General features: G+C 36.0%; 19 protein-coding genes. 10 read left to right on the top strand and 9 right to left on the bottom strand.

The features are described 5' to 3' along the window. The 8 genes from ACSHW7_RS09585 to ACSHW7_RS09550 all read left to right on the top strand — a co-directional run. A partial coding sequence (locus ACSHW7_RS09585) for a DUF7507 domain-containing protein (protein ID WP_435679125.1) occupies positions 1–2,367 on the top strand: 2,367 nt, incomplete at its 5' end. Between the two features lie 65 nt (positions 2,368–2,432). Further along, positions 2,433–3,374 carry a PorP/SprF family type IX secretion system membrane protein gene (locus ACSHW7_RS09580; protein ID WP_435679124.1) on the top strand — a complete coding sequence of 314 codons (942 nt, stop codon included), beginning with the start codon at positions 2,433–2,435 and terminating at the stop codon, positions 3,372–3,374. Positions 3,375–3,498: 124 nt separating this feature from the next. After that, on the top strand, positions 3,499–5,511 hold the full coding sequence (locus ACSHW7_RS09575; RefSeq protein ID WP_435679123.1) for an OmpA family protein: 2,013 nt from the start codon (positions 3,499–3,501) through the stop codon (positions 5,509–5,511). Between the two features lie 102 nt (positions 5,512–5,613). Continuing rightward, the gene (idi, locus tag ACSHW7_RS09570) at positions 5,614–6,132 is read left to right on the top strand and encodes an isopentenyl-diphosphate Delta-isomerase (RefSeq protein WP_435679122.1); all 519 of its coding nucleotides are present in this window, start codon (positions 5,614–5,616) and stop codon (positions 6,130–6,132) included. Then, positions 6,129–6,539 carry a 6-pyruvoyl trahydropterin synthase family protein gene (locus ACSHW7_RS09565; protein ID WP_435679121.1) on the top strand — a complete coding sequence of 137 codons (411 nt, stop codon included), beginning with the start codon at positions 6,129–6,131 and terminating at the stop codon, positions 6,537–6,539. Before idi ends, ACSHW7_RS09565 begins: the two co-directional genes overlap by 4 nt. Next, complete coding sequence (locus ACSHW7_RS09560) at positions 6,539–6,994, top strand: peroxiredoxin (RefSeq protein ID WP_435679120.1); 456 nt, start codon at positions 6,539–6,541, stop codon at positions 6,992–6,994. Before ACSHW7_RS09565 ends, ACSHW7_RS09560 begins: the two co-directional genes overlap by 1 nt. Then, entirely contained in the window at positions 6,994–7,965 is a 972-nt protein-coding gene (locus tag ACSHW7_RS09555; RefSeq protein ID WP_435679119.1) for a type I phosphomannose isomerase catalytic subunit, read from the top strand. Before ACSHW7_RS09560 ends, ACSHW7_RS09555 begins: the two co-directional genes overlap by 1 nt. An 82-nt stretch (positions 7,966–8,047) precedes the next feature. Then, on the top strand, positions 8,048–8,314 hold the full coding sequence (locus ACSHW7_RS09550) for a hypothetical protein (RefSeq protein ID WP_435679118.1): 267 nt from the start codon (positions 8,048–8,050) through the stop codon (positions 8,312–8,314). A gap of 1 nt (position 8,315) precedes the next feature. Here the strand turns inward: ACSHW7_RS09550 and ACSHW7_RS09545 are convergent, their stop codons facing one another. Continuing rightward, positions 8,316–9,023: a DUF4369 domain-containing protein gene (locus tag ACSHW7_RS09545; protein ID WP_435679117.1), complete on the bottom strand. Its 708-nt coding sequence runs from the start codon at positions 9,021–9,023 to the stop codon at positions 8,316–8,318. A gap of 87 nt (positions 9,024–9,110) precedes the next feature. Continuing rightward, complete coding sequence (locus tag ACSHW7_RS09540) at positions 9,111–10,463, bottom strand: DUF819 domain-containing protein (RefSeq protein ID WP_435679116.1); 1,353 nt, start codon at positions 10,461–10,463, stop codon at positions 9,111–9,113. Positions 10,464–10,835: 372 nt separating this feature from the next. On the opposite strand from ACSHW7_RS09540, the gene ACSHW7_RS09535 reads away from it, so the two are divergent. Next, a complete protein-coding gene (locus ACSHW7_RS09535; RefSeq protein ID WP_435679115.1) occupies positions 10,836–11,447 on the top strand; it encodes a DUF1684 domain-containing protein in 612 nt (203 codons plus the stop codon). Here the strand turns inward: ACSHW7_RS09535 and crcB are convergent. Both crcB and ACSHW7_RS09525 read right to left on the bottom strand, forming a co-directional pair. After that, positions 11,444–11,818: a fluoride efflux transporter CrcB gene (gene crcB, locus ACSHW7_RS09530; protein ID WP_435679114.1), complete on the bottom strand. Its 375-nt coding sequence runs from the start codon at positions 11,816–11,818 to the stop codon at positions 11,444–11,446. The genes ACSHW7_RS09535 and crcB overlap by 4 nt on opposite strands. A 101-nt stretch (positions 11,819–11,919) precedes the next feature. Then, the gene (locus ACSHW7_RS09525; protein ID WP_435679113.1) at positions 11,920–12,975 is read right to left on the bottom strand and encodes an SRPBCC family protein; all 1,056 of its coding nucleotides are present in this window, start codon (positions 12,973–12,975) and stop codon (positions 11,920–11,922) included. Positions 12,976–13,328: 353 nt separating this feature from the next. Here ACSHW7_RS09525 and ACSHW7_RS09520 point away from each other — a divergent pair, with 353 nt between their 5' ends. Further along, on the top strand, positions 13,329–15,368 hold the full coding sequence (locus ACSHW7_RS09520) for a dipeptidyl-peptidase 3 family protein (RefSeq protein ID WP_435679112.1): 2,040 nt from the start codon (positions 13,329–13,331) through the stop codon (positions 15,366–15,368). 93 nt (positions 15,369–15,461) lie between these two features. On the opposite strand, the gene ACSHW7_RS09515 is transcribed toward ACSHW7_RS09520, so the two are convergent. The 5 genes from ACSHW7_RS09515 to ACSHW7_RS09495 all read right to left on the bottom strand — a co-directional run bounded on the left by ACSHW7_RS09515 (position 15,462) and on the right by ACSHW7_RS09495 (position 19,666). Then, complete coding sequence (locus ACSHW7_RS09515; RefSeq protein WP_435679111.1) at positions 15,462–16,271, bottom strand: hypothetical protein; 810 nt, start codon at positions 16,269–16,271, stop codon at positions 15,462–15,464. Between the two features lie 218 nt (positions 16,272–16,489). After that, the gene (locus ACSHW7_RS09510; protein ID WP_435679110.1) at positions 16,490–17,398 is read right to left on the bottom strand and encodes a hypothetical protein; all 909 of its coding nucleotides are present in this window, start codon (positions 17,396–17,398) and stop codon (positions 16,490–16,492) included. Positions 17,399–17,519: 121 nt separating this feature from the next. Beyond that, positions 17,520–18,686, bottom strand: a complete 1,167-nt coding sequence (locus tag ACSHW7_RS09505) for a cupin domain-containing protein (RefSeq protein ID WP_435679109.1) — start codon at positions 18,684–18,686, stop codon at positions 17,520–17,522. 39 nt (positions 18,687–18,725) lie between these two features. Continuing rightward, the gene (locus ACSHW7_RS09500; RefSeq protein ID WP_435679108.1) at positions 18,726–18,920 is read right to left on the bottom strand and encodes a hypothetical protein; all 195 of its coding nucleotides are present in this window, start codon (positions 18,918–18,920) and stop codon (positions 18,726–18,728) included. A 116-nt stretch (positions 18,921–19,036) separates the two neighbouring features. Further along, entirely contained in the window at positions 19,037–19,666 is a 630-nt protein-coding gene (locus tag ACSHW7_RS09495) for a response regulator (RefSeq protein ID WP_435679107.1), read from the bottom strand. Between the last annotated feature and the right edge of the window lie 26 nt (positions 19,667–19,692).

The following is a 19,692-nucleotide window of genomic DNA, read 5'->3' as shown; positions in this document are numbered from 1 at the left end:
ACACAGGATGATATCGACCTTGGAAGTATTACAAATACTGCTACGGTAAATGGAACAGGATCACTTGGACCAGTATCGGATATTTCTGGTACAGATATTACCAATGATGATGCTACTGTAATTACATTGTGTCAAAACGATGCTATCGGTTTAATTAAAACGGGAATATTCAATGACCTTGACGGTGATGGATGTTCAAACCCTAATGAAACTATTAGCTACACGTTTACTGTTACGAATGAAGGAAATACAAGTTTATCAAATGTTGTATTGACTGATGCTTTACTTGGAGGAGTTGTTCCTGGACCTGATTCAGGTGATGATAACGCCAATGGAATTCTTGAAGTTGATGAGATTTGGACATACTTAGCAGATTACATTATTGATCAAGCGGATATTGATGCTGGAATGGTAATGAACACTGCGACTGTAACTGCAGATGGATCTAATGGTCAAGTGAGTGACGTTTCAGATGAAAGCGTTATTTCAGAAGATGATCCTACGGTAATCACACTTTGTCAAAACGCTTCTATTGCTTTACTAAAAGTAGGAACGCTCAATGATCAAAATGGTGATGGATGTACAGATGTACTTGAGACTATTGATTACCAATTTACAGTAATCAATACAGGTAACGTAACGCTTACAAACGTCACGGTGACTGATAGTAATATTGATGTAATTGTAATAGGAGGTCCTATTGCAACATTAGCGCCTGGAGCTCAGGATAACACTACAATTACTGGTGTGTATTCAGTGCAACAAGCAGATATTGATGCAGGCTCATTTACAAACACAGCGACAGGATTTGGTACAGCACCAGATGGTACTATTGTAAGTGATATCTCAGATGAAACAGACCCAACTGGAGATGATCCTACGGTAACAACTTTATGTCAAAATGATAGTATTGCCTTGATTAAAATAGGAACATTTAATGATGCCAATGGTGATGGTTGTGCCGATGTAAAAGAAACAATCACATATACATTCAGCGTTATTAATAATGGTAACACCACATTGACTAATATTGATATTGATGATGCATTAGTAAATGTTCAAGGAGGACCCATTACATTGCTTCCTGGAGAAGAGGATACTACAGCTTTCACAGCTACCTATTTAGTTACACAAGCTGACATTAATATGGGCCTTGTGGAAAACACAGCGACGGTTACTGGATTGAATCCAGATGGTGATATTGTTAGTGACATTTCAGATAACAATGTGTATACTGAAGATGATCCAACAATAACAATGTTGTGTAATCAAGCTATCATTGCTCTTATTAAAACGGGAACACCAACGGATGAGAACGGTAACGGTTGTGTTGACTTAGGAGAAACAATTGTTTATGACTTTGTTGTTACGAACCTCGGAAATGTAACCTTAACACAAGTTATTGTTACTGATCCAATGATAACCGTAATTGGAGGACCGGTAACAATATTGGCAGGAGATAGTGATACTGAAACATTCTCTGGAGTTTATACTGTAGTACAGGATGACTTGGATAATGGTTCGGTTAACAATCAAGCACTTGCTGAAGGATTAGATCCTATGGGTAATGTAGTTAGTGACCTTTCAGACAACAACAGTAACTTTGAGGATGATATGACTGTGACAAATGTTTGTCAAGAGCCAGCAATCGCTGTTGAGAAAACGGGAGTATTTGTTGACGCTAATATGAATGGAATTACCGAAGTAGGAGAAATTATAGAATACGCATTCTTCGTGACTAACACAGGAAATGTAACGCTTTATAATATCACTATTGAAGATCCATTACCAGGTATTATAATAACTGGAGGACCTATCGCAGAATTAGCACCAGGAGAAGTAGATAATACTACATTTACTGCAACGTATGCTATAACGCAAGAAGATATAGATAACGGTGAGGTTGTCAATCAAGCAACAGTTACGGGAACAACGAGTGGAGGTGATGATATCACAGATTTATCTGATGACCCTACAGATCCAACAAATGTTGACCCTAATGGAGACGGTAATCCAGATGACGTAACGGTAACAATTTTACCAAACGTTGATGCGCCATTTATTATCTTCAATGCTGTATCGCCAGATGGTAACGGTCAGAATGACTTCTTCTTGATACAAGGTATTAGTGAATACCCTGATAATAACGTGAAGATTTTCAATAGATGGGGTGTACAAGTATTTGAGACAGATGGATACGGTGGATCTGACGATACTGAAAATGTATTTACAGGTTTATCACAAGGAAGAGAGACAATCAATCAAAATGATTTACTCCCTACCGGAACGTACTACTATATCATTAAGTTCAACGGTCAAAATCCAGGTGAAGATAGTTACGCAGGATATTTATACTTAAACAGATAATAAACAAATAGGAATACTTAAAACCAGCAGCAGTAACGTGCTGCTGGTCTTAAAAACATAGCATTATGAAACAAAAGTATTTATTTTTAATCTTAGCAGCCTTTCTAGGAACTCTAGTAAGTCAAGCTCAGCAAGACCCACAGTACACGCAGTACATGTATAATACGCAAATTGTAAATCCTGGGTATGTAGGTAATAGAGATGCGTTAAGCTTTGGGTTGCTATTGCGCACGCAATGGGTAGGACTGGAAGGTGCACCACAAACAGGAACATTTACCGTAGACAGTCCATTGGGTGTCAATGAAAATATGGGATTGGGATTGTCTGTAGTTCATGACCAGATTGGTCCAGCAAACGAGACGAATCTTACGGTGGACTATTCGTATTCAATAAGTACGTCTGAAACTGCAGAGTTATCTTTTGGATTGAAAGCAGGTATGCACTTATTAGATGTTAACTTTGATAGGCTCAATATTGCCGATGCTGGAGACCCAAGATTTCAAAATAACATAGACAATAAGTTTCAACCTCAAATTGGGGCAGGATTATATTATAATACAGATAAGTTTTACGCAGGATTATCGGTACCTAACTTTTTGACTACACGTCACTTTGATGAAGGAAGTCTTGAAAATACAACTATTGAGTCAACACCTCAAGAAAATTTACACTACTTTTTAATCGCTGGATATGTATTTGACGTTTCTGAAAATTTAAAATTAAAACCAGCCTTTTTAGGAAAAGCTGTTAGTGGAGCACCGCTTCAAGCAGACCTTTCTTTAAATGCGTTGATTAATGAAAAATTTACAATTGGGGCGGCATACAGATGGAGTGCTGCTGTAAGTGCAATGTTAGGATTTCAAGCATCTGATAGCGTGTTTATTGGTTTCGGATATGATTATCAATCAACAGATATAGAGCAGTTTAGCGATGGTTCTTACGAGTTAATGTTACGATTTGATGTGTTCAAGAAACCAGAACGTGTATTGACACCTCGTTTCTTCTAAAAAATAAAACCGAAATACAACTCTTGGGGAAGAGGGGTATTTGATTAACATTTCCGAAGTAAGTATATCGGAATAAAATAAAATAAAGTTTCTGATAAAATTTCAGAATAAATTTGGGGCAACTATGAAAGCAATAAAAAACAGTAGCAAATTACTACTCATAACATTAGCATTTTTATGTGCTGGGGTTATGTTTTCGCAAGAGAAAAAAATAAAAAAAGCGGACAAAGAGTTTGACCGTTTCGCATACATCGACGCACGAGATATTTATCTCAAGGTCGTTGAAGATGGATATGCATCTGCACAGATATTCAAAAAATTAGGGGATACGTACTATTGGAACAGTGATTATGATAATGCTTCCAAGTGGTATGGAAGACTTATAGATACATTTCCTAGTGAAGTAGAGGCTCAATATTATTTGAGAGCAGCACAGAGTTATAAATCTGTAAATAACTATGAAAGGTCAGATAAATTAATGGAGACCTATTCTGCAATGACGGGAGATAACCTTGTAATCAGAAATTTCAAGGAAAATAAAAGCTATTTGAGCGTTATAGCATTTTTATCTAAAAAATATGAATTAGAAAAGACCTCGATTAGTTCTCCAACTTCAGATTTTGGTTCGGCGTATTATGGTGATAAAATAGTGTTTGCTTCTGCACAAGGAACTACAGGAAGTCGCACTTCTGATTGGACAAACCAGCCTTACTTAGATTTGTTTACAGCTGATAAGGATTCTTTAGGCGAATTATCAAACAAAACCCCTCTTTCCAATGTAATAAATACTGAGTACCATGAATCATCTGCAGTGTTTACCAAAGATGGAAAAACAATTTACTTTACAAGAAATAACTTTATTAAAGGAAAAGCAGGGAAGGACAAAGAGAAAACCATTCGCTTAAAATTATATACTGCAACTAAAGGCGATGATGGAAATTGGGGTGATGTAAAGGAGTTACCGTTTAATAGTAAAGAATATTCTACGGCACATCCAGCATTGAGTTTAGATGAGAAAAAATTATATTTCGCATCAGACATGCCTGGAAATCTTAAGGATTCAAATTTACAGCCAACCTTAGGGATGTCAGATTTATATTTCGTTGAAATTAAAGGTGATGGTCTTTATGGAGACCCTGTTAATTTAGGGCCAAGTATCAACACAGAAGCTCGTGAATCCTACCCGTTTATTAGTAAAAATGGAAATCTTTATTTTGCGACTGACGGCCGACCAGGTTTAGGTGGTTTTGATATTTATTCAACAACCATTAATGACGAAGGTTCAGTGGGCGAGATAAAAAACATTGGTATCCCAGCAAATAGTAATCAAGATGATTTTGCAATTATAATTGATGAAGATAAAAATTTAGGTTTTCTTACCTCAAATAGAGATGGTGAACAAGGAAGTGTAAACGATGATATTTATCGAATTCAATTTTCAAAATGTAAAGTTGATATTGCAGGTGTTGTAGTTGATAAAAAAACAGGACTTATCATTCCTGGTGCTACGGTACTTCTTTTAGATGACACAAACACAGAAATAGGTAATCAGATAACAAATGAGAAGGGCGAGTTTTCGTTCCCTGATTCTGAATGTGAATCTCAATATACGGTAAGAGCATCAAAAACTGGATATGAGCCAAATGAAGAAATCATTACAACTCCCAATAAGGTTGAAAAGTTAAATTTGAGAATTCCATTGACACCTATCGACCCTTGTCCTGAAAATGATTTAGGATGTAGATTAGATTTACAACCTATCTATTTTGACTTTGACAAGAGCTTTATTACTTCCAAAGCCGAAGAAGAACTGGCAAAAATCCTTTCCGCAATGCGTGAATATCCTGAGTTAATCATTCACATTGAATCTCACACAGATAGTCGCGGTTCATTTAAATATAACGAAGCTTTGAGCGACCGTAGAGCACAATCTACAAGACAGTGGTTAATTAGCAAAGGCATAGATGCCAACAGATTAACAGCTAAAGGTTATGGAGAGAACAGATTGACTAATGAATGTTCAGATGGTGTTCCATGTTCAGATTCAAAACACGATTTAAATAGAAGGTCTGTATTTTTAATTCAGAACGGGAATGAAAAGATTGATAACAATGCTAATCAAAGAGTAAGAAATTAAAAGATTATTGTAAAGATTAGTAATTAAAAAGAGCACCTCCATGAAGAGGTGCTCTTTTTGTTTTAAGCACGTTGGTTATTTTGTATTTTTACAAAAAAAGAAATGACCGAAGAGAAAGTTATTTTAGTCAATAAAAACGACGAACAAATAGGGGTAATGCCTAAAATGGAAGCACACCAAAAAGGTGTCTTACATAGAGCGTTTTCCGTTTTTGTACTCAATGACAATAACGATTTGATGTTGCAACAACGCGCCCTCCATAAATATCATTCTCCGGGTCTTTGGACAAATACCTGCTGCAGTCATCAGCGCGTTGGAGAAAGCAATATTGAAGCCGGTACGCGCCGTTTACAAGAGGAAATGGGTTTCACGACTGCCCTTAAAGACACTATTTCGTTCATTTACAAAGCACCTTTTGATAACGGACTTACAGAACATGAACTCGACCATATTCTCCTCGGAAATTTTAACGGCATGCCACAAATCAATGAAGATGAAGTAGCCGCTTGGAAATGGATGCCTTTAAACGAAGTAAAAACCGACATAAAAAAACACCCCGAACTGTACACCGAATGGTTCAAAATTATATTTGCCGAATCCTTTGAACATTTAAAATTATGAGTCTCACAGTTTACAGAAAAGCACATTTTAACGCAGCACACCGCCTATACCGCAAAGAATGGAGCGATGATAAAAATGCCAAAATATTTGGGAAATGTAGCAACCCTAATTTCCACGGGCACAACTATGAATTAGAAGTTGGAATTACTGGAACAATAGATCCAGAAACCGGTTTTTTAATTGACATGAAATTACTCAAAGACATCATCAAAGAAGAAATTGAAGATGCTTTTGACCATAAAAACCTCAATGTAGAAGTGCCAGAATTTAAGGAGCTCATCCCAACAATGGAAAATATTGCCATCATTATTTGGGAAAAACTAAGAAATCGTATTGAGCAGCAATTTCAGATTACAGTAAAATTATACGAAACCCCTCGCAATTTTGTAATCTACAACGGAAACTAATGAGCATCGAAAGAGGCACATTAATGCCAAACTTTGAATTAAAAAACCAAAACGGGACTACGTTTTCTTCTTCATCCTTAAAAGGAAAGCAAGCCGTTGTCATTTTTTTCTACCCAAAAAACTTCACTTCCGAATGTACAAAAGAGGTATGTAGTTTTCGTGATAGTTATGAGGACTTTACGGCACATAATGTAAAAGTTATTGGTATTAGTGCTGATTCTGAAAAATCACATCAAAAATTTGCCTCGAAATTCAACCTCCCATTTACCTTGTTAGCAGATTCAAAAAAGAAAGTTCGCAAGTTATTTGGTGTAAAAAACGACTTACTAGGTTTGGTTTCGGGAAGAGAAACCTTTGTTTTTGACAAAGACGGCGTACTTATCACAAAATTTAAATCCATGAACGCTACTCCGCATATTGAGGGAGCGTTGCGCCAATTAAAGAAGTTAGCTTAATGAAAAAAGAACTCCATCTCTTAAAATTTGTTCCTATTTTAAAGGAAAAGGTTTGGGGTGGAACAAAATTGAACCAACGTTTTAATAAAAATGCATCCGGTAAAATAGGGGAGAGTTGGGAACTTTCAGGAGTGGAAGAAAGCGTTTCGGTAGTCGCAAATGGGACTTTAAAAGGACATTCTCTCAATATGCTCATTGAAACTTTTGGCGCCGAATTTATTGGGGAGAAAGTCTATAAACGTTTCGGAAATAAATTTCCTTTACTTTTTAAATTTATCGATGCCGCAGACGACTTATCTGTACAATTACATCCCAATGATACTTTAGCAAAGAAAAGACACAACGCTTTTGGTAAAACCGAAATGTGGTACATCATGGATGCCGAAGAAAATGCAAGAATCATCATCGGTTTCAAAGAAGGAACTACAAAACAGATTTTTGAACAGCACATTTCAGAAAATAGAATAACAGATGTCCTTGTTTCAAAAAAGGTAAACGAAGGCGATTGTTTTTTCATTGCACCCGGTACAGTACATGCCATTGGCGCGGGTGTTGTTCTTGCAGAAATTCAACAAACTAGCGATATCACCTATCGTATTTATGATTGGAATAGACCCGACCTCGATGGAAAGATGCGAGAATTGCATGCAAAAGAGGCGATAGAAGCTATCAATTATAACGAAGTGGATGATGAGATTCATATTTCCGAAGAAGAAAACAAAGCGGTCCTCTTAAAGAAATCGGAGTTTTTTGAAACAAATAAATTGGTGCTTTCTAAAGATATACAACGAGATTTGACTTCAAAAGATAGTTTTGTCGTGTATATGTGTGTCGCTGGAAATGCAACCTTTACAGCATACAATTATAGTGAAGATATTGAAACAGGTGAGACAATTCTTATACCACACAGCCTAGCAAATTTGATGATCAAAACGCAATCTGCCACACTTTTAGAGGTGTATATTCCTTAATAGTTGTACTTTTGCGGGCAATTAAAAAATAATTCAATACTAGTATTAATCAAATAGTTACCCGCCTACGCGGAAATTAAACATGGCAAACGTAAGAAATTTAAAGAAAGATATTAATTATGTACTTGGCGACATCATCGAAGCTGTATATATCTGGGAGTTAACAAATCCTGAAAAAGATGCTAAAGATGCCGAAAAAATTATCGATGACGCTATCGCTACTTTTGATGAGCTTATCGTTAAAGTAAACGCTAAAGATGTTGACAATAAAAAGCAACATTTTAAAGCAGTGACCAATGAACTTGAAACTAAAGGAAGAGCTTTAATCGATAGAATCAATAAGTTGTAAACTATTGATTCTCAGATTTCCTTTCTGAAATATAAGACTCCAATGCTTTACCGTATTTGGAGTCTTTTATTTTTGGGGTAATCGCTTTATAGATGGTATCCAAATATTTAATGTTTGCATCGCTAATTCTTGCCAACGCTAAATAAGGCGCTACTTCGTAGTCTTTTTGATTCACAGCAAAATTAATTGTTGCTAAATATTTAGAACTTAGTAAACGTTCCTGCTGTTGCTTTGTTTGAGCTAAAAGGGTGTCATTTTCATCTCTCAATGCTTCAAAATTCTTTGCTGTCAAATCTAGATTTCTGTCAATGTAACGTTGCATTAATTTGTCGTGCAATTTCAAAATAGAATCATTTTTTGAACCCTTTATCACAGCGTCTTTTGCAAAACCATCGAGCGTGGTATTTATGGAAATTTCTGAAGCTTCAGCAAAGAAGGGGATGCGTTCGTCAATTAAATCTCCGTTCTCTAAACGCAAATATAAATAGTGCATTTCTGGACTTTCAACAACTTCTGAAAAGCTAAAATTACTATCTCCATCCACCACAACGCTATCCAATGAAACTAGTGTGGTGTCTTGAATTTTTTGTAAAACAATGGTTCCGGTTTTTAACCCTTTGATATTTCCGCTGAGAAACATTTCGTTTTCCCCTTTACCGCAATTTATAAGTAGTAAACAAATACCGAGCACACATAGAATATTCTTCATAATCAAGTCAAAATTTTGAAGCGCAAAGATGCACGAAAAAGACGAAAGACCGAAGTGGGACGTTCAAAAATATAAGGTAAAATTAAATTAAGAGACCGCAGCGAGTTGCATTAAAAAAGTACAAGCCACAGCACCAATTGTTCCTATGGCATAGCCAAAAACCGCCAACAATACCCCAACGGTAGCGAGCGAAGGATGAAAGGCAGATGCCACGATGGGCGCAGAAGCAGCACCTCCCACGTTTGCTTGACTTCCCACAGCGAGAAAGAAATACGGCGCTTTGATCAATTTTGCAATAAGAATTAAAAGCCCTGCGTGGATGGCCATCCAAACAGCACCTATGGCGATGAGCCCTAAATTGTCAAAAATGAGCATCAAGTCCATTTTCATCCCGATGGAAGCGACCAGGATGTAAATAAATACGCTACCAAATTTACTCGCGCCCGCTCCTTCATAACTGCGCAACTTGGTGTATGATAATATGATTCCTATAATTGTAGTGATGGAAATCATCCAGAAAAATGATGAACTTAAAAATGTAAATAGGTTTCTAGTCAATCCTTTTTCGAGTCCGTTGACAAAGTCTGTGAAAATTGCACTCATATATCCCGCGCCAAAATGCGCAAACCCAACGGTACCAAATGCAATAGCCGCAAGAACCATTAAATCTGTCAATGAAGGGTTTCGTTCTTTTTCGAGGGAGTAATTTGAAACTTTTTCTTTTAAAGCTTCAATGGCAGAGGTGTCTGCTCCCAACCATTTATCAATTTTAGCCGATTTTCCAATACCAATTAAAATAATTGCCATCCAGATATTTGCAATTACGATATCGACGAAAACCATCCCGCCATACAACGCTTGATTGTAACCGTAAACTTCGAGCATTGCGGTTTGATTTGCTCCACCGCCAATCCAACTACCTGCGAGTGTTGACAATCCTCTCCATACTGCATCTGCGCCTTCGCCACCCACAGTTTCGGGGGAGATTGTACCTATTAAAAGGACTGCGATGGGACCGCCTAAGATAATTCCCACGGTTCCTGTTAAGAACATAATCAATGCCTTTGGCCCTAAGTTGAACACAGCTTTTAAATCAATACTCAATGTCATTAATACGAGTGCTGCCGGCAGTAAATAGCGACTTGAAACGTAATATAAACTTGAAGAGCCTTCGGTGATTGAACCCGTTTCAGAAACTGACATCCACTCTGGCGATATAATTCCTGCGGTAGTCAATACCGCGGGAATGAGGTACGCCATGAATAATGCCGGTACGATTTTATAGAACGAAGCCCAAAAACCTTCCTTTTGCGATGAGGTATAAAATATGAGTCCTAACGCTATCATCAACAACCCAAAAACGATGGTGTCATTTGTGAATAGGGGTGTGGTGTCTTCGATTATTTCTTGAACTTGTTCTTGCATGGTCGTAGTTTTCATGCAAAATACTATTTTAAATTCTGAAATGAGAATTCAAATTCCGATACTTATCGGAAGTATTAAATGGAATTCTTTTTATGCTCTCTACGGAAATGTAGTAGAATTCATATTTCAGCAATAATTAACTTAGATTTTCTTCGGAAATGAATTTGAAACTTTATGGCCTCTATAATTAAAGCCGGATATAAAATATAATTTCCTATATTAATTCCTACAAAATTAAATTAAAAACCGTATTAATTTTTGCTCTACTTCATTTTAAAAAAATACATTATTAGAACTCTAAAATTTAACTAAACTTTTTAATAATATTACTTTTTTGGAAGTTCATTTGTAGTATAATTTGAAGTCAAAAAATTAATCTTTAATATTTTGAAAAAGCTATTACTTCTATTGTTTTCAAGTTTTGCAACGCTAACATTTGCACAACAACACAGTGCTGAATATATTGATATTGTAACACATCAAAAAGAGGAAAACGAGGAATTCTCAAATCCAGAAACGAGTATCTTAACACCAAAGGGTTTAAAGGAATTTAAGAAATTAAAATTTTATCCCATCGATTTAAAATATAGAGTAGTAGCAACATTTGTGCGCACGCCAGATGAAAAGCCTTTTTTGATGCCAACCACAACAGATCGTTTGCCCGAGTATGTAAAATACGGCGAAGCCCATTTTGATTTGGATGGAGAAAAACTACAATTAAACCTATATCAAAGTGTTCCCATTATGGAAGACCCAGAGTATGTGGATTACCTATTCTTACCCTTTACCGATTTTACAAGTGGTGACGGAAGCTACGGCGGCGGTAGATTTATAGATGCCCGCATTCCTGAAGGTGATACGATTGTTATCGACTTTAATAAAGCGTATAATCCTTATTGCGCATATAATAGTAGATATTCTTGCCCAATTCCGCCGCGAGAAAATGATTTAAAAGTAAGGATTGAAGCGGGGGTAAAAGATTTTGGTGAGCATCATTAAACGGCTAATTTAGAAACCCAAACACCAGCACCAATAGCAAGGATACCTAGTAGAATACTTCCTAATGTGTAGCCTAAAAAAGCAATGTAATTTCCAGTTTTTAAGAGCTCGAAATTTTCAAACGCAAATGCCGAAAAAGTAGTAAAGCCACCACAAAATCCGGTTGCCAACAATAAAAGTAATGTGCTAGAAAGCGCATGATTTTTAAGAAGTTCTCCTAGAAGAATACCTATAATAAAACTACCTACAATATTGACAAGTAACGTTCCATAAGGAATGGCTGAGGTGTTATTCACAAAATAAGAGCCTACAAGATAACGCAAGCTACTTCCTATTCCTCCACCTATAAATACGAGTAGTAGTTGTTTCAAAGTTTATTTACGTGATTTAAAAAGTATAATAAAATTGTAATTTTTAATAAAATATAATGGGTCTGCGCTAAGTAGGTTTTGACTGCGCTCAACCTTACAAATTAATTTATACTTCTCTGTTCTTCCATGTTTTCAATGACAGGCATATAAATTTCTGTAATCCATTCGGCTGGATTTTTTACTACCGTTGGGTCTGTTGGATAAACCTCAAACATTTTTGCACTTGGGTGTGGTACAAAGCCATTTTTTGCAATATACTCAGCACCTTTGGCATACGCTTCTGGAAGGTTTTTGTAATCCCCTTTGAGGGTAGTCTTAATAGCAGTAATGGGATCCATATATCCTGAAATTGCTTTGCTGCCCTCTGGAGTATCAACCTTTTCTCTTGTAGGAATTCCAGCACTAAAAATTACAGTACCCGCTGCTTCGTCAATTTGGTTATAGATTGTAAATGGAGCTCCCGCCATTGGGATGTTGTTTTCCTCCATATAACCAGTAACTTCTCTCATTAACTGACTCATTTTTACAGATATATCTTCCATTGTAGCCGAGGCCGTTGCGTACATATAAAAACCGCCACCGTATTGCGTAACACCGTCCACATTGATTTCGTATTTCTGCATATCTGCAAGGACTGCAGTCTCAATTCCTTTAAGTCCCTGTTCATTCATTTTGTGCATTTCGGCTTCAAAATCCATTCCGCTCAAAGCGTAATATGCCTTGTCAACTAGGGGATGCTCACCTTTCATTCCCCATATTACTTTCGTCCCCTCCGGCACTTCTTCAAAGGTCCAATATACTTTTGGATTGCGTTCTCCTGCTGGCGTTTGCAAGGTTAAATCTTGTTGGATTTCGCTATTGGGAATCACTTTTGTCGTCGTCATGCTACCGGACATATCTCCATCCCAAGAATACGATGCACCTTCACCACTGGTTTTTTCGGCATACGTGAAGGTCATGTTTGGGTCTTCGGCTTTCCAAGGGCCCCAATTTTCCCAGGTCTTGTATTCGTTAACTTTGTTGAAAACAACACCCACCGGTGCTTTAATAATTTTGGAATCACTTATATCATAATCGCCGTCCATGGTCCCAAAATAAATGGCACCACCAATGACCACGATTAAAATCAAAAAGAAAAGATATTTTAAAATTTTCATGAGTTGGAAGTTGGTTTGAGCCGTAAATATACTAAAAATACAAACGTACCATACAGTATTTAAAGGAGATGCATATTGTTTTTTCGGAAATTTTAAGTTGATTATAAAGAGTTAAAAATGTATACTAATAGCTTCCGAAATATAACAAAATTCCACCTTTCTAATAAAATAAAGATAGTAACCATCTTAAATGAAAAACCAAGAGAAGTGGGTGTTTTAAATTTCCGAAGTAAGCCTAAAAATGAAACTGAAATTTGAATAAATATTGAAACTAAATGTTGCAAGGACAATCCCGTACCTTATTATTATAGGTCGATTATTTTATTACATTTGTGGAAACTAAATATGTACCAATGAAAAATATAGTATTACTTGCTGCTGTGTGCGGCTCAATGCTTTTCTTCTCTTGTGAGGAAAAGGGTAAAGAAGTAAAAACCGAAACGGCAAAGGTTGAAAAGACTGATACGTTTGATTACAATGTGACCCAATTTGGAGATATAAAAGTACTCAGATATCAAATTCCGGGGTGGGAAAATTTAACATTAAAAGAGCAAAAACTGGTGTATTATTTAACACAGGCTGGACTAGCTGGGCGCGATATTATGTGGGACCAAAACTACCGTCACAATCTTGCAATACGTACTGCACTGGAAAAGATTCACACTACCTACGACGGAGATAAATCTACTGAAGACTGGGAAAATTTTGAGTTATATATGAAGCGTGTTTGGTTTGCAAATGGTATTCACCACCACTATTCAAACGAAAAAATGAAGCCTGCTTTTTCTGCGGATTATCTAAAAAGTCTCTTGACAGCAACTGGTGCAACTCTTGAGGGCGAAGCTTTTGATGTGTTGTTCAATGATAAGGACAGTAAAAAGGTAAATCAAGCAAAGGGCATCGACAATGTAAAAATGAGTGCCGTTAATTTTTATGGCCCCAATGTAGGGAATGCAGATGTGGAAAAATTTTACAAAGAAAAAAAATCACCAAATCCTGAAAAGCCGCTTTCTTTTGGTTTAAACAGCCAATTGGTAAAAGAGGATGGTGTTTTGAAAGAACGTGTTTATAAATCTGGCGGACTTTACGGTAGTGCTATCGACGAGATTGTAAAGTGGTTAGAAAAAGCACAGGGTGTTGCTGAAAATCAAGCGCAGGCAGATGCCCTAGGCTTATTGATTAAATATTACAACACAGGGGATTTACAGACTTGGGATGATTATAATGTAGCTTGGACAGCTGCGACCGAGGGTAATGTGGATTATATCAATAGCTTTATTGAAGTGTATAATGATCCATTGGGATACAGAGGCTCTTATGAAACAATTGTACAAATTAAAGATTTTGACATGTCAGAGAAAATGGCTGTGTTGAGTGAAAACGCACAGTGGTTTGAGGATAATTCTCCATTGATGGAAGAGCACAAAAAGAAAAATGTTGTAGGAGTAACCTATAAAGTGGTAAACGTTGCCGGTGAGGCTGGAGATGCTTCTCCAAGTACGCCTATAGGTGTCAACTTGCCAAATGCAAACTGGATTAGAGCAGCCGTTGGAAGTAAGAGTGTTTCTTTAGGAAATATTATTAATGCGTATAACAACGCTGGGAGTTCGGGAAGATTGAGAGAGTTTGTTAATAGTGAAGAGGAGTATGAATTGGAAAAAGAATACGGTCAATTGGGTGACAAATTGCATACCGCATTGCACGAGGTAATTGGTCATGCTTCTGGACAATTGAATCCTGGTGTTGGAGAAACAAAAGAGACTTTGAAAACATACGCTTCAACGTTGGAAGAAGGAAGAGCAGACTTAGTGGGATTATACTATTTGTATAATCCAAAATTACAAGAACTAGGGTTGGTTGACGACTGGAAAAAAGTGGGAACAGCTGCTTATGATGGATACATTAGAAACGGATTAATGACTCAATTGATTCGCTTAAATTTAGGTGATGAGGTTGAGGAAGCGCACATGCGTAACAGACAATGGGTATCTGCATGGGCTTACGAAAAAGGTAAAAAAGACAATGTAATTGAAAAAGTTACTAGAGATGGCAAAACGTATTTTAAAATAAATGATTACGATAAATTACATGAACTTTTTGGCGAACTACTTCGTGAGACACAACGTATAAAGAGTGAGGGTGACTACACTGCCGTAGAAGCACTTGTTGAGGGATACGGCGTAAAAGTTGACCAGGAATTACACGCAGAAATTTTAGAACGTAACAAGCAATTTACATCTGCGCCTTACAGCGGTTTTGTAAATCCAGTTTTAACGCCTCAAATGGATGACAACGGTGAAATTACAGGATTTGAAGTAATACAACCTGAAAGCTTTGAATCACAAATGCTCATGTATTCTAAAAATTACAGCAACCTTCCCATCAAGAATTAATGCTGAAATTTTAAAAGTTAAGAAGCCCCAACTTTATTTGAAGTTGGGGCTTTTCAATTTTACTGATTGGCTAAATTTTAACTTTGATTTTTCTTAGAAATTAAGAAATAGAATTCCTACACTAGGCCCCATTATAGCATCGTATCGTAGATTCATTCCAAATCCATTAGTGAACCAATATTCTGCTCCTGTGTGATAATATATATCATTAATTGTAAATGAATCTGTAGTGCTATTAAATCGAGTATTTCCAAAACCGATGTAATAGCCTAAACCTGCAGATACTTTAAATGAATCAAAAATGTAAAAACCATAACCTCCAGAAACAGAAAAGTTATAGATACTTGTATTATTACTACCTCCAATGCCTAAGCCATTATAGAAAACGAATGTTCCTCCTATTTCAATTTCTATACTTCCTTGGGAGTCAGATGAGAAGGAGTAAGGTGCAAAGAGTCCAATCGATATAACCCCGTCCCCCGCACCAGCGTCATAACCAAATCCATAATTAACTTTTGCGCCGTCTCTATAATTAAAAGCTTCTTTGTTGCCTGAATTTTGTTTATTGGAAGAAACAGTACTATTTGTATTATAGTTTTGGTTTTTCATTTGTTCGGGTTTTTTTAAGCTATTTACAGTTTCTTCGGTTTTAGCATCCTTTTTTTTGTCTGTGTAATACTCCTTATCTCCACTCGCATAAAGAATCATAAAAACTTCATCTTTATTTATGTTGTAAATAGGACCTTCTTGACGTAACCATATTTTATATTTAATTGTGCTATCAGTTATTTCAATAACTTTAGCCTCAATTTCCTCTTGATTGGTTTTAATGATAGTGTCTTGAGCTCTTATTGCAGTAATTCCACAAATAAAAAATAATAAGAAAGTAATAATTGATTTCACAAATAAGATTTTATAGATTATTAATAGATATCAAAGATAATTTCCAACATAAGCTTTTAAAATAACCAATATTGGGTATTTTAGGTTGTTTTAAAGGCGTATTATAGATTCTCAATTCATCTTTTTTTCAACTCAAACATTTCAGAAAAGATATTTATACTAAAAAAAAGCCTGTCTATATAATTTATAGACAGGCTTCTCAGCTAACACATAAAATATTATTGACAAGTACCCGAGCCACTTACACTACCCGCACCATTACCAATAATGTCCTGCATTGAAGCGTTAAAGCTATATGAGTTTCCGTTCCAAGAACCGCTTCCTCCATTTGCAATATACGTATCCCCCGAAGAAGTAGTAATCTGGATTGATGAACAGCTACCACAACCATTTAAGTAATAGTCTGATGTGAAATTATGGCTACCACTAGTTCCAATATTAACCAGAATTAATTGTGTTCCATTATCTGAAATGGACATCGTGCCTCCTAAAGTAGTACCAGAACAAAATACAGCACCTGAAACCGAACCTGTAGGACCAAAATTGAAGGAACCAGTGCCACCTCCGCCTGGGGTATCACAATCACTAGGGTCAACTAGACCTGCGCAAGATGGTTCGTCACAGTTTCCACAGAGCATTGCAACATTTCTGATACTTCCTGCGGTAATATTCCCTGCTGAAGTTTGTGCAAATTCATAACATTTAATATCATGGCATATTTGTGAGAGATTTTCGCAGATATTCGAATCAATAACAAAATCAAAAGTACCCGTTGCATTTGTAGCTCCGTTTGTATTAACTGGGACAAATGTTATTGGACCTGATGTGCCAAAACGCATTCCCACGGCATTTACATTTCCGTTAGGAGCATTGAATGAAATTTGATTTGTCATTGTTTGTCCAGCCATTATAGGCGCTACTCCAGTTGGAGTATCAACGATAACTGTATTGTCTGTCCCCACAGTTGCTGGATCAATAGTGAAAGCACCAGCGCTTAAAATGGTTAGATTTGCGTTCATCTGGTTTGCTACTTCTATTGGGTCTGAAATGAGGCCGTCTCCTTCATCATCTTTACATTGAATAAATAGTACTGAGATGGATAGGGCGAGCATAAAAATTTTTTTCATGATAGTTGGTTTTAATAGATTGTTTAAGTTTAATTTAAACGATAAAGATAAATCGAGTACAAATAAAAAAAAATACCCAATATTGGGTATTTTTTTATGTTATGTATTGATAGTAAGATAATTATGAGACTTCTAAAACTCCGATTTTGGATAATTCTTGAGCCATGAGTACCCTACTTTCTTCATCAATAGTACAGTCTATTTTTTTAATAGTTTCGGGTTGGTTACTTTTAAATAATGCAATTAAAAAGGACTCTGCAGCCGATGGCACGTTGAGTTTTAAATCATAGAATTTTATTGATAGAGATGTATCATTTTTAGCAATTCTAAGTTTATGCTTTTCCTTTAGCCTGATTTTTGAATTAACATCAATTTTGTTGATATCGAGCATTTGCATTAAATGACCTTTTGTAATAGATTTTTGTCTCGCATAAAAATCATCTAGCAAATCTTCATTTGACTCTAATATATTGATAAGATTTTTTACTGCGTCTATCACATCATTTTTCTCATTGCTGTAATCAACTCCAGGAACTTCATGAAATTTTGTATAGCGTCTTAGCGCAAGACTGTTTTTGGAGCTTTCTAATAGTAACTCGCTAAGATGTTCTGCCCACGTTTTTCCTAGAAGACCAGTTGTAATATGCCCACTGTTTTCATGCGTACAATAAGCATCATGAACTATACCTCTAGGTATGTAAAGTACATCTCCTTTATTGAGGGTAAACTCGTCTATAACGTTTCCTATTTCATATTCACCTTTTACAAATGCCGTTGTTTTATCAGCTAACGGAGAGGGTTTGTCATAAATTCGCCAATTTTTTGAACCTTCAAATTGAAGTATAAAAACATCGTGCGAATCATAATGAGATGCGAAGCCCTGGGCATCTTTTGGTGTTAAATAAATATTTGTTTGGGTTCTATGTTTGAAGAAAAATTCAAATTCGTTAGTAAGTTCTCTTAAGCTAGAGAGTTTATGCTCTAGGTTTGACATTACTAAAGTATTTCCCGCCTCAAATGATTTTACAAATTTTAAGGGATCAATAAGATCACTGTTCTTTACAGTATATGTTTTCGGATCCGGAAATTCATCAAGTGAATGATTTGCAAGTCTAAATTGAGGATGATGGTTGGATACAGAATGAAACATCGTGTCCAAATCTTTAACGGTGAGTAGCTCTTTAAAAGCATCAACGTTTTCTTTTTTTATAACAAGATGTTTTTTTTCATAATAATTTTGAAAAAAATCTTCAATCGTAATGGGGTAAAGTACTTGTTGTAAATTCATTTAAAACGGGAATACAATTACAGTTATTAAACGTGTTTTCTAGTCTGAATCTACACAAGCACTTCCGTTACCTACAGAGTCAAATGAATTTGCATCGGTACAATTTGCACTGTCAGAAACACAAGACCCCAATAGCAAAGAAGATGCAATAAGAGAAGAATACACTACTGTTTTGAATGAGCTGGATTTTGAAACATTTGAAATCTCAAAATCAGACTTTTTTAATTTAGTCATAATTAATGGTTTTTGGTTCAGCCAAATTTAACAAATAATTAGGAAATCAAAAATACCCAATAATGGGTATTTTTTTTATGATTATAGCTGTATTAATTACGTATTAATTAATACAGCTATTCAAAGTCATATTTTTTTTCAAGAGCATATCGTAGCAGTTCACCTTTACCTTTAAGCCCAAGTTTCCTTATCATATTTTTTCGATGTTTTTCAACGGTGGAAACAGAGGTAAAACGTATCTCGCCAATTTCACTAGAAGCTTTTCCTTGTCCAATGAGTTTTAAAATTTCGGTTTCACTTTTTGATAAGATAGATTTCGTTTCGCTAATTACGGCACCTTCGTTAATAAGGTCAAGATTTATGGAGGAGTCAAAATAAGTTCCACCTAAGTGTACCGTTTTAATTGCTAAAAGCAGCTGGTCCAATGGCGAATTTTTAAGTAAATATCCACTCGCTCCAGCTTTAATCATATTTTTGATGGCTTCATCTTGGTCAAACATACTAAAGGCGATTACCTTAATGTGTGGGTATTTTTTCTTTATGATTTTGGTTGCAGCGATGCCGTCTATTTTTGGCATTTTAATATCTGTCAGGATTACTTGGGGTTGCTTTTTTTCTACCAACTCAATGAGCGCTTCGCCGTCATTGGCAACACCTATTATTGTATAATCCTTTTCATATTTCAGCAGTAATTCAATCCCGTCAATAAGAGATTGGTGGTCTTCAGCAATAGCAACAGTAATCATATATTCAATTATTTGAAGTGGAGGGT

The sequence above is a fragment of the Patiriisocius sp. genome, assembly GCF_051252435.1.
Lineage (GTDB): Bacteria > Bacteroidota > Bacteroidia > Flavobacteriales > Flavobacteriaceae > Patiriisocius.
Note: the sequence above shows the minus strand (reverse complement) of the source record. Positions and strands in the feature narration are given on the sequence as shown.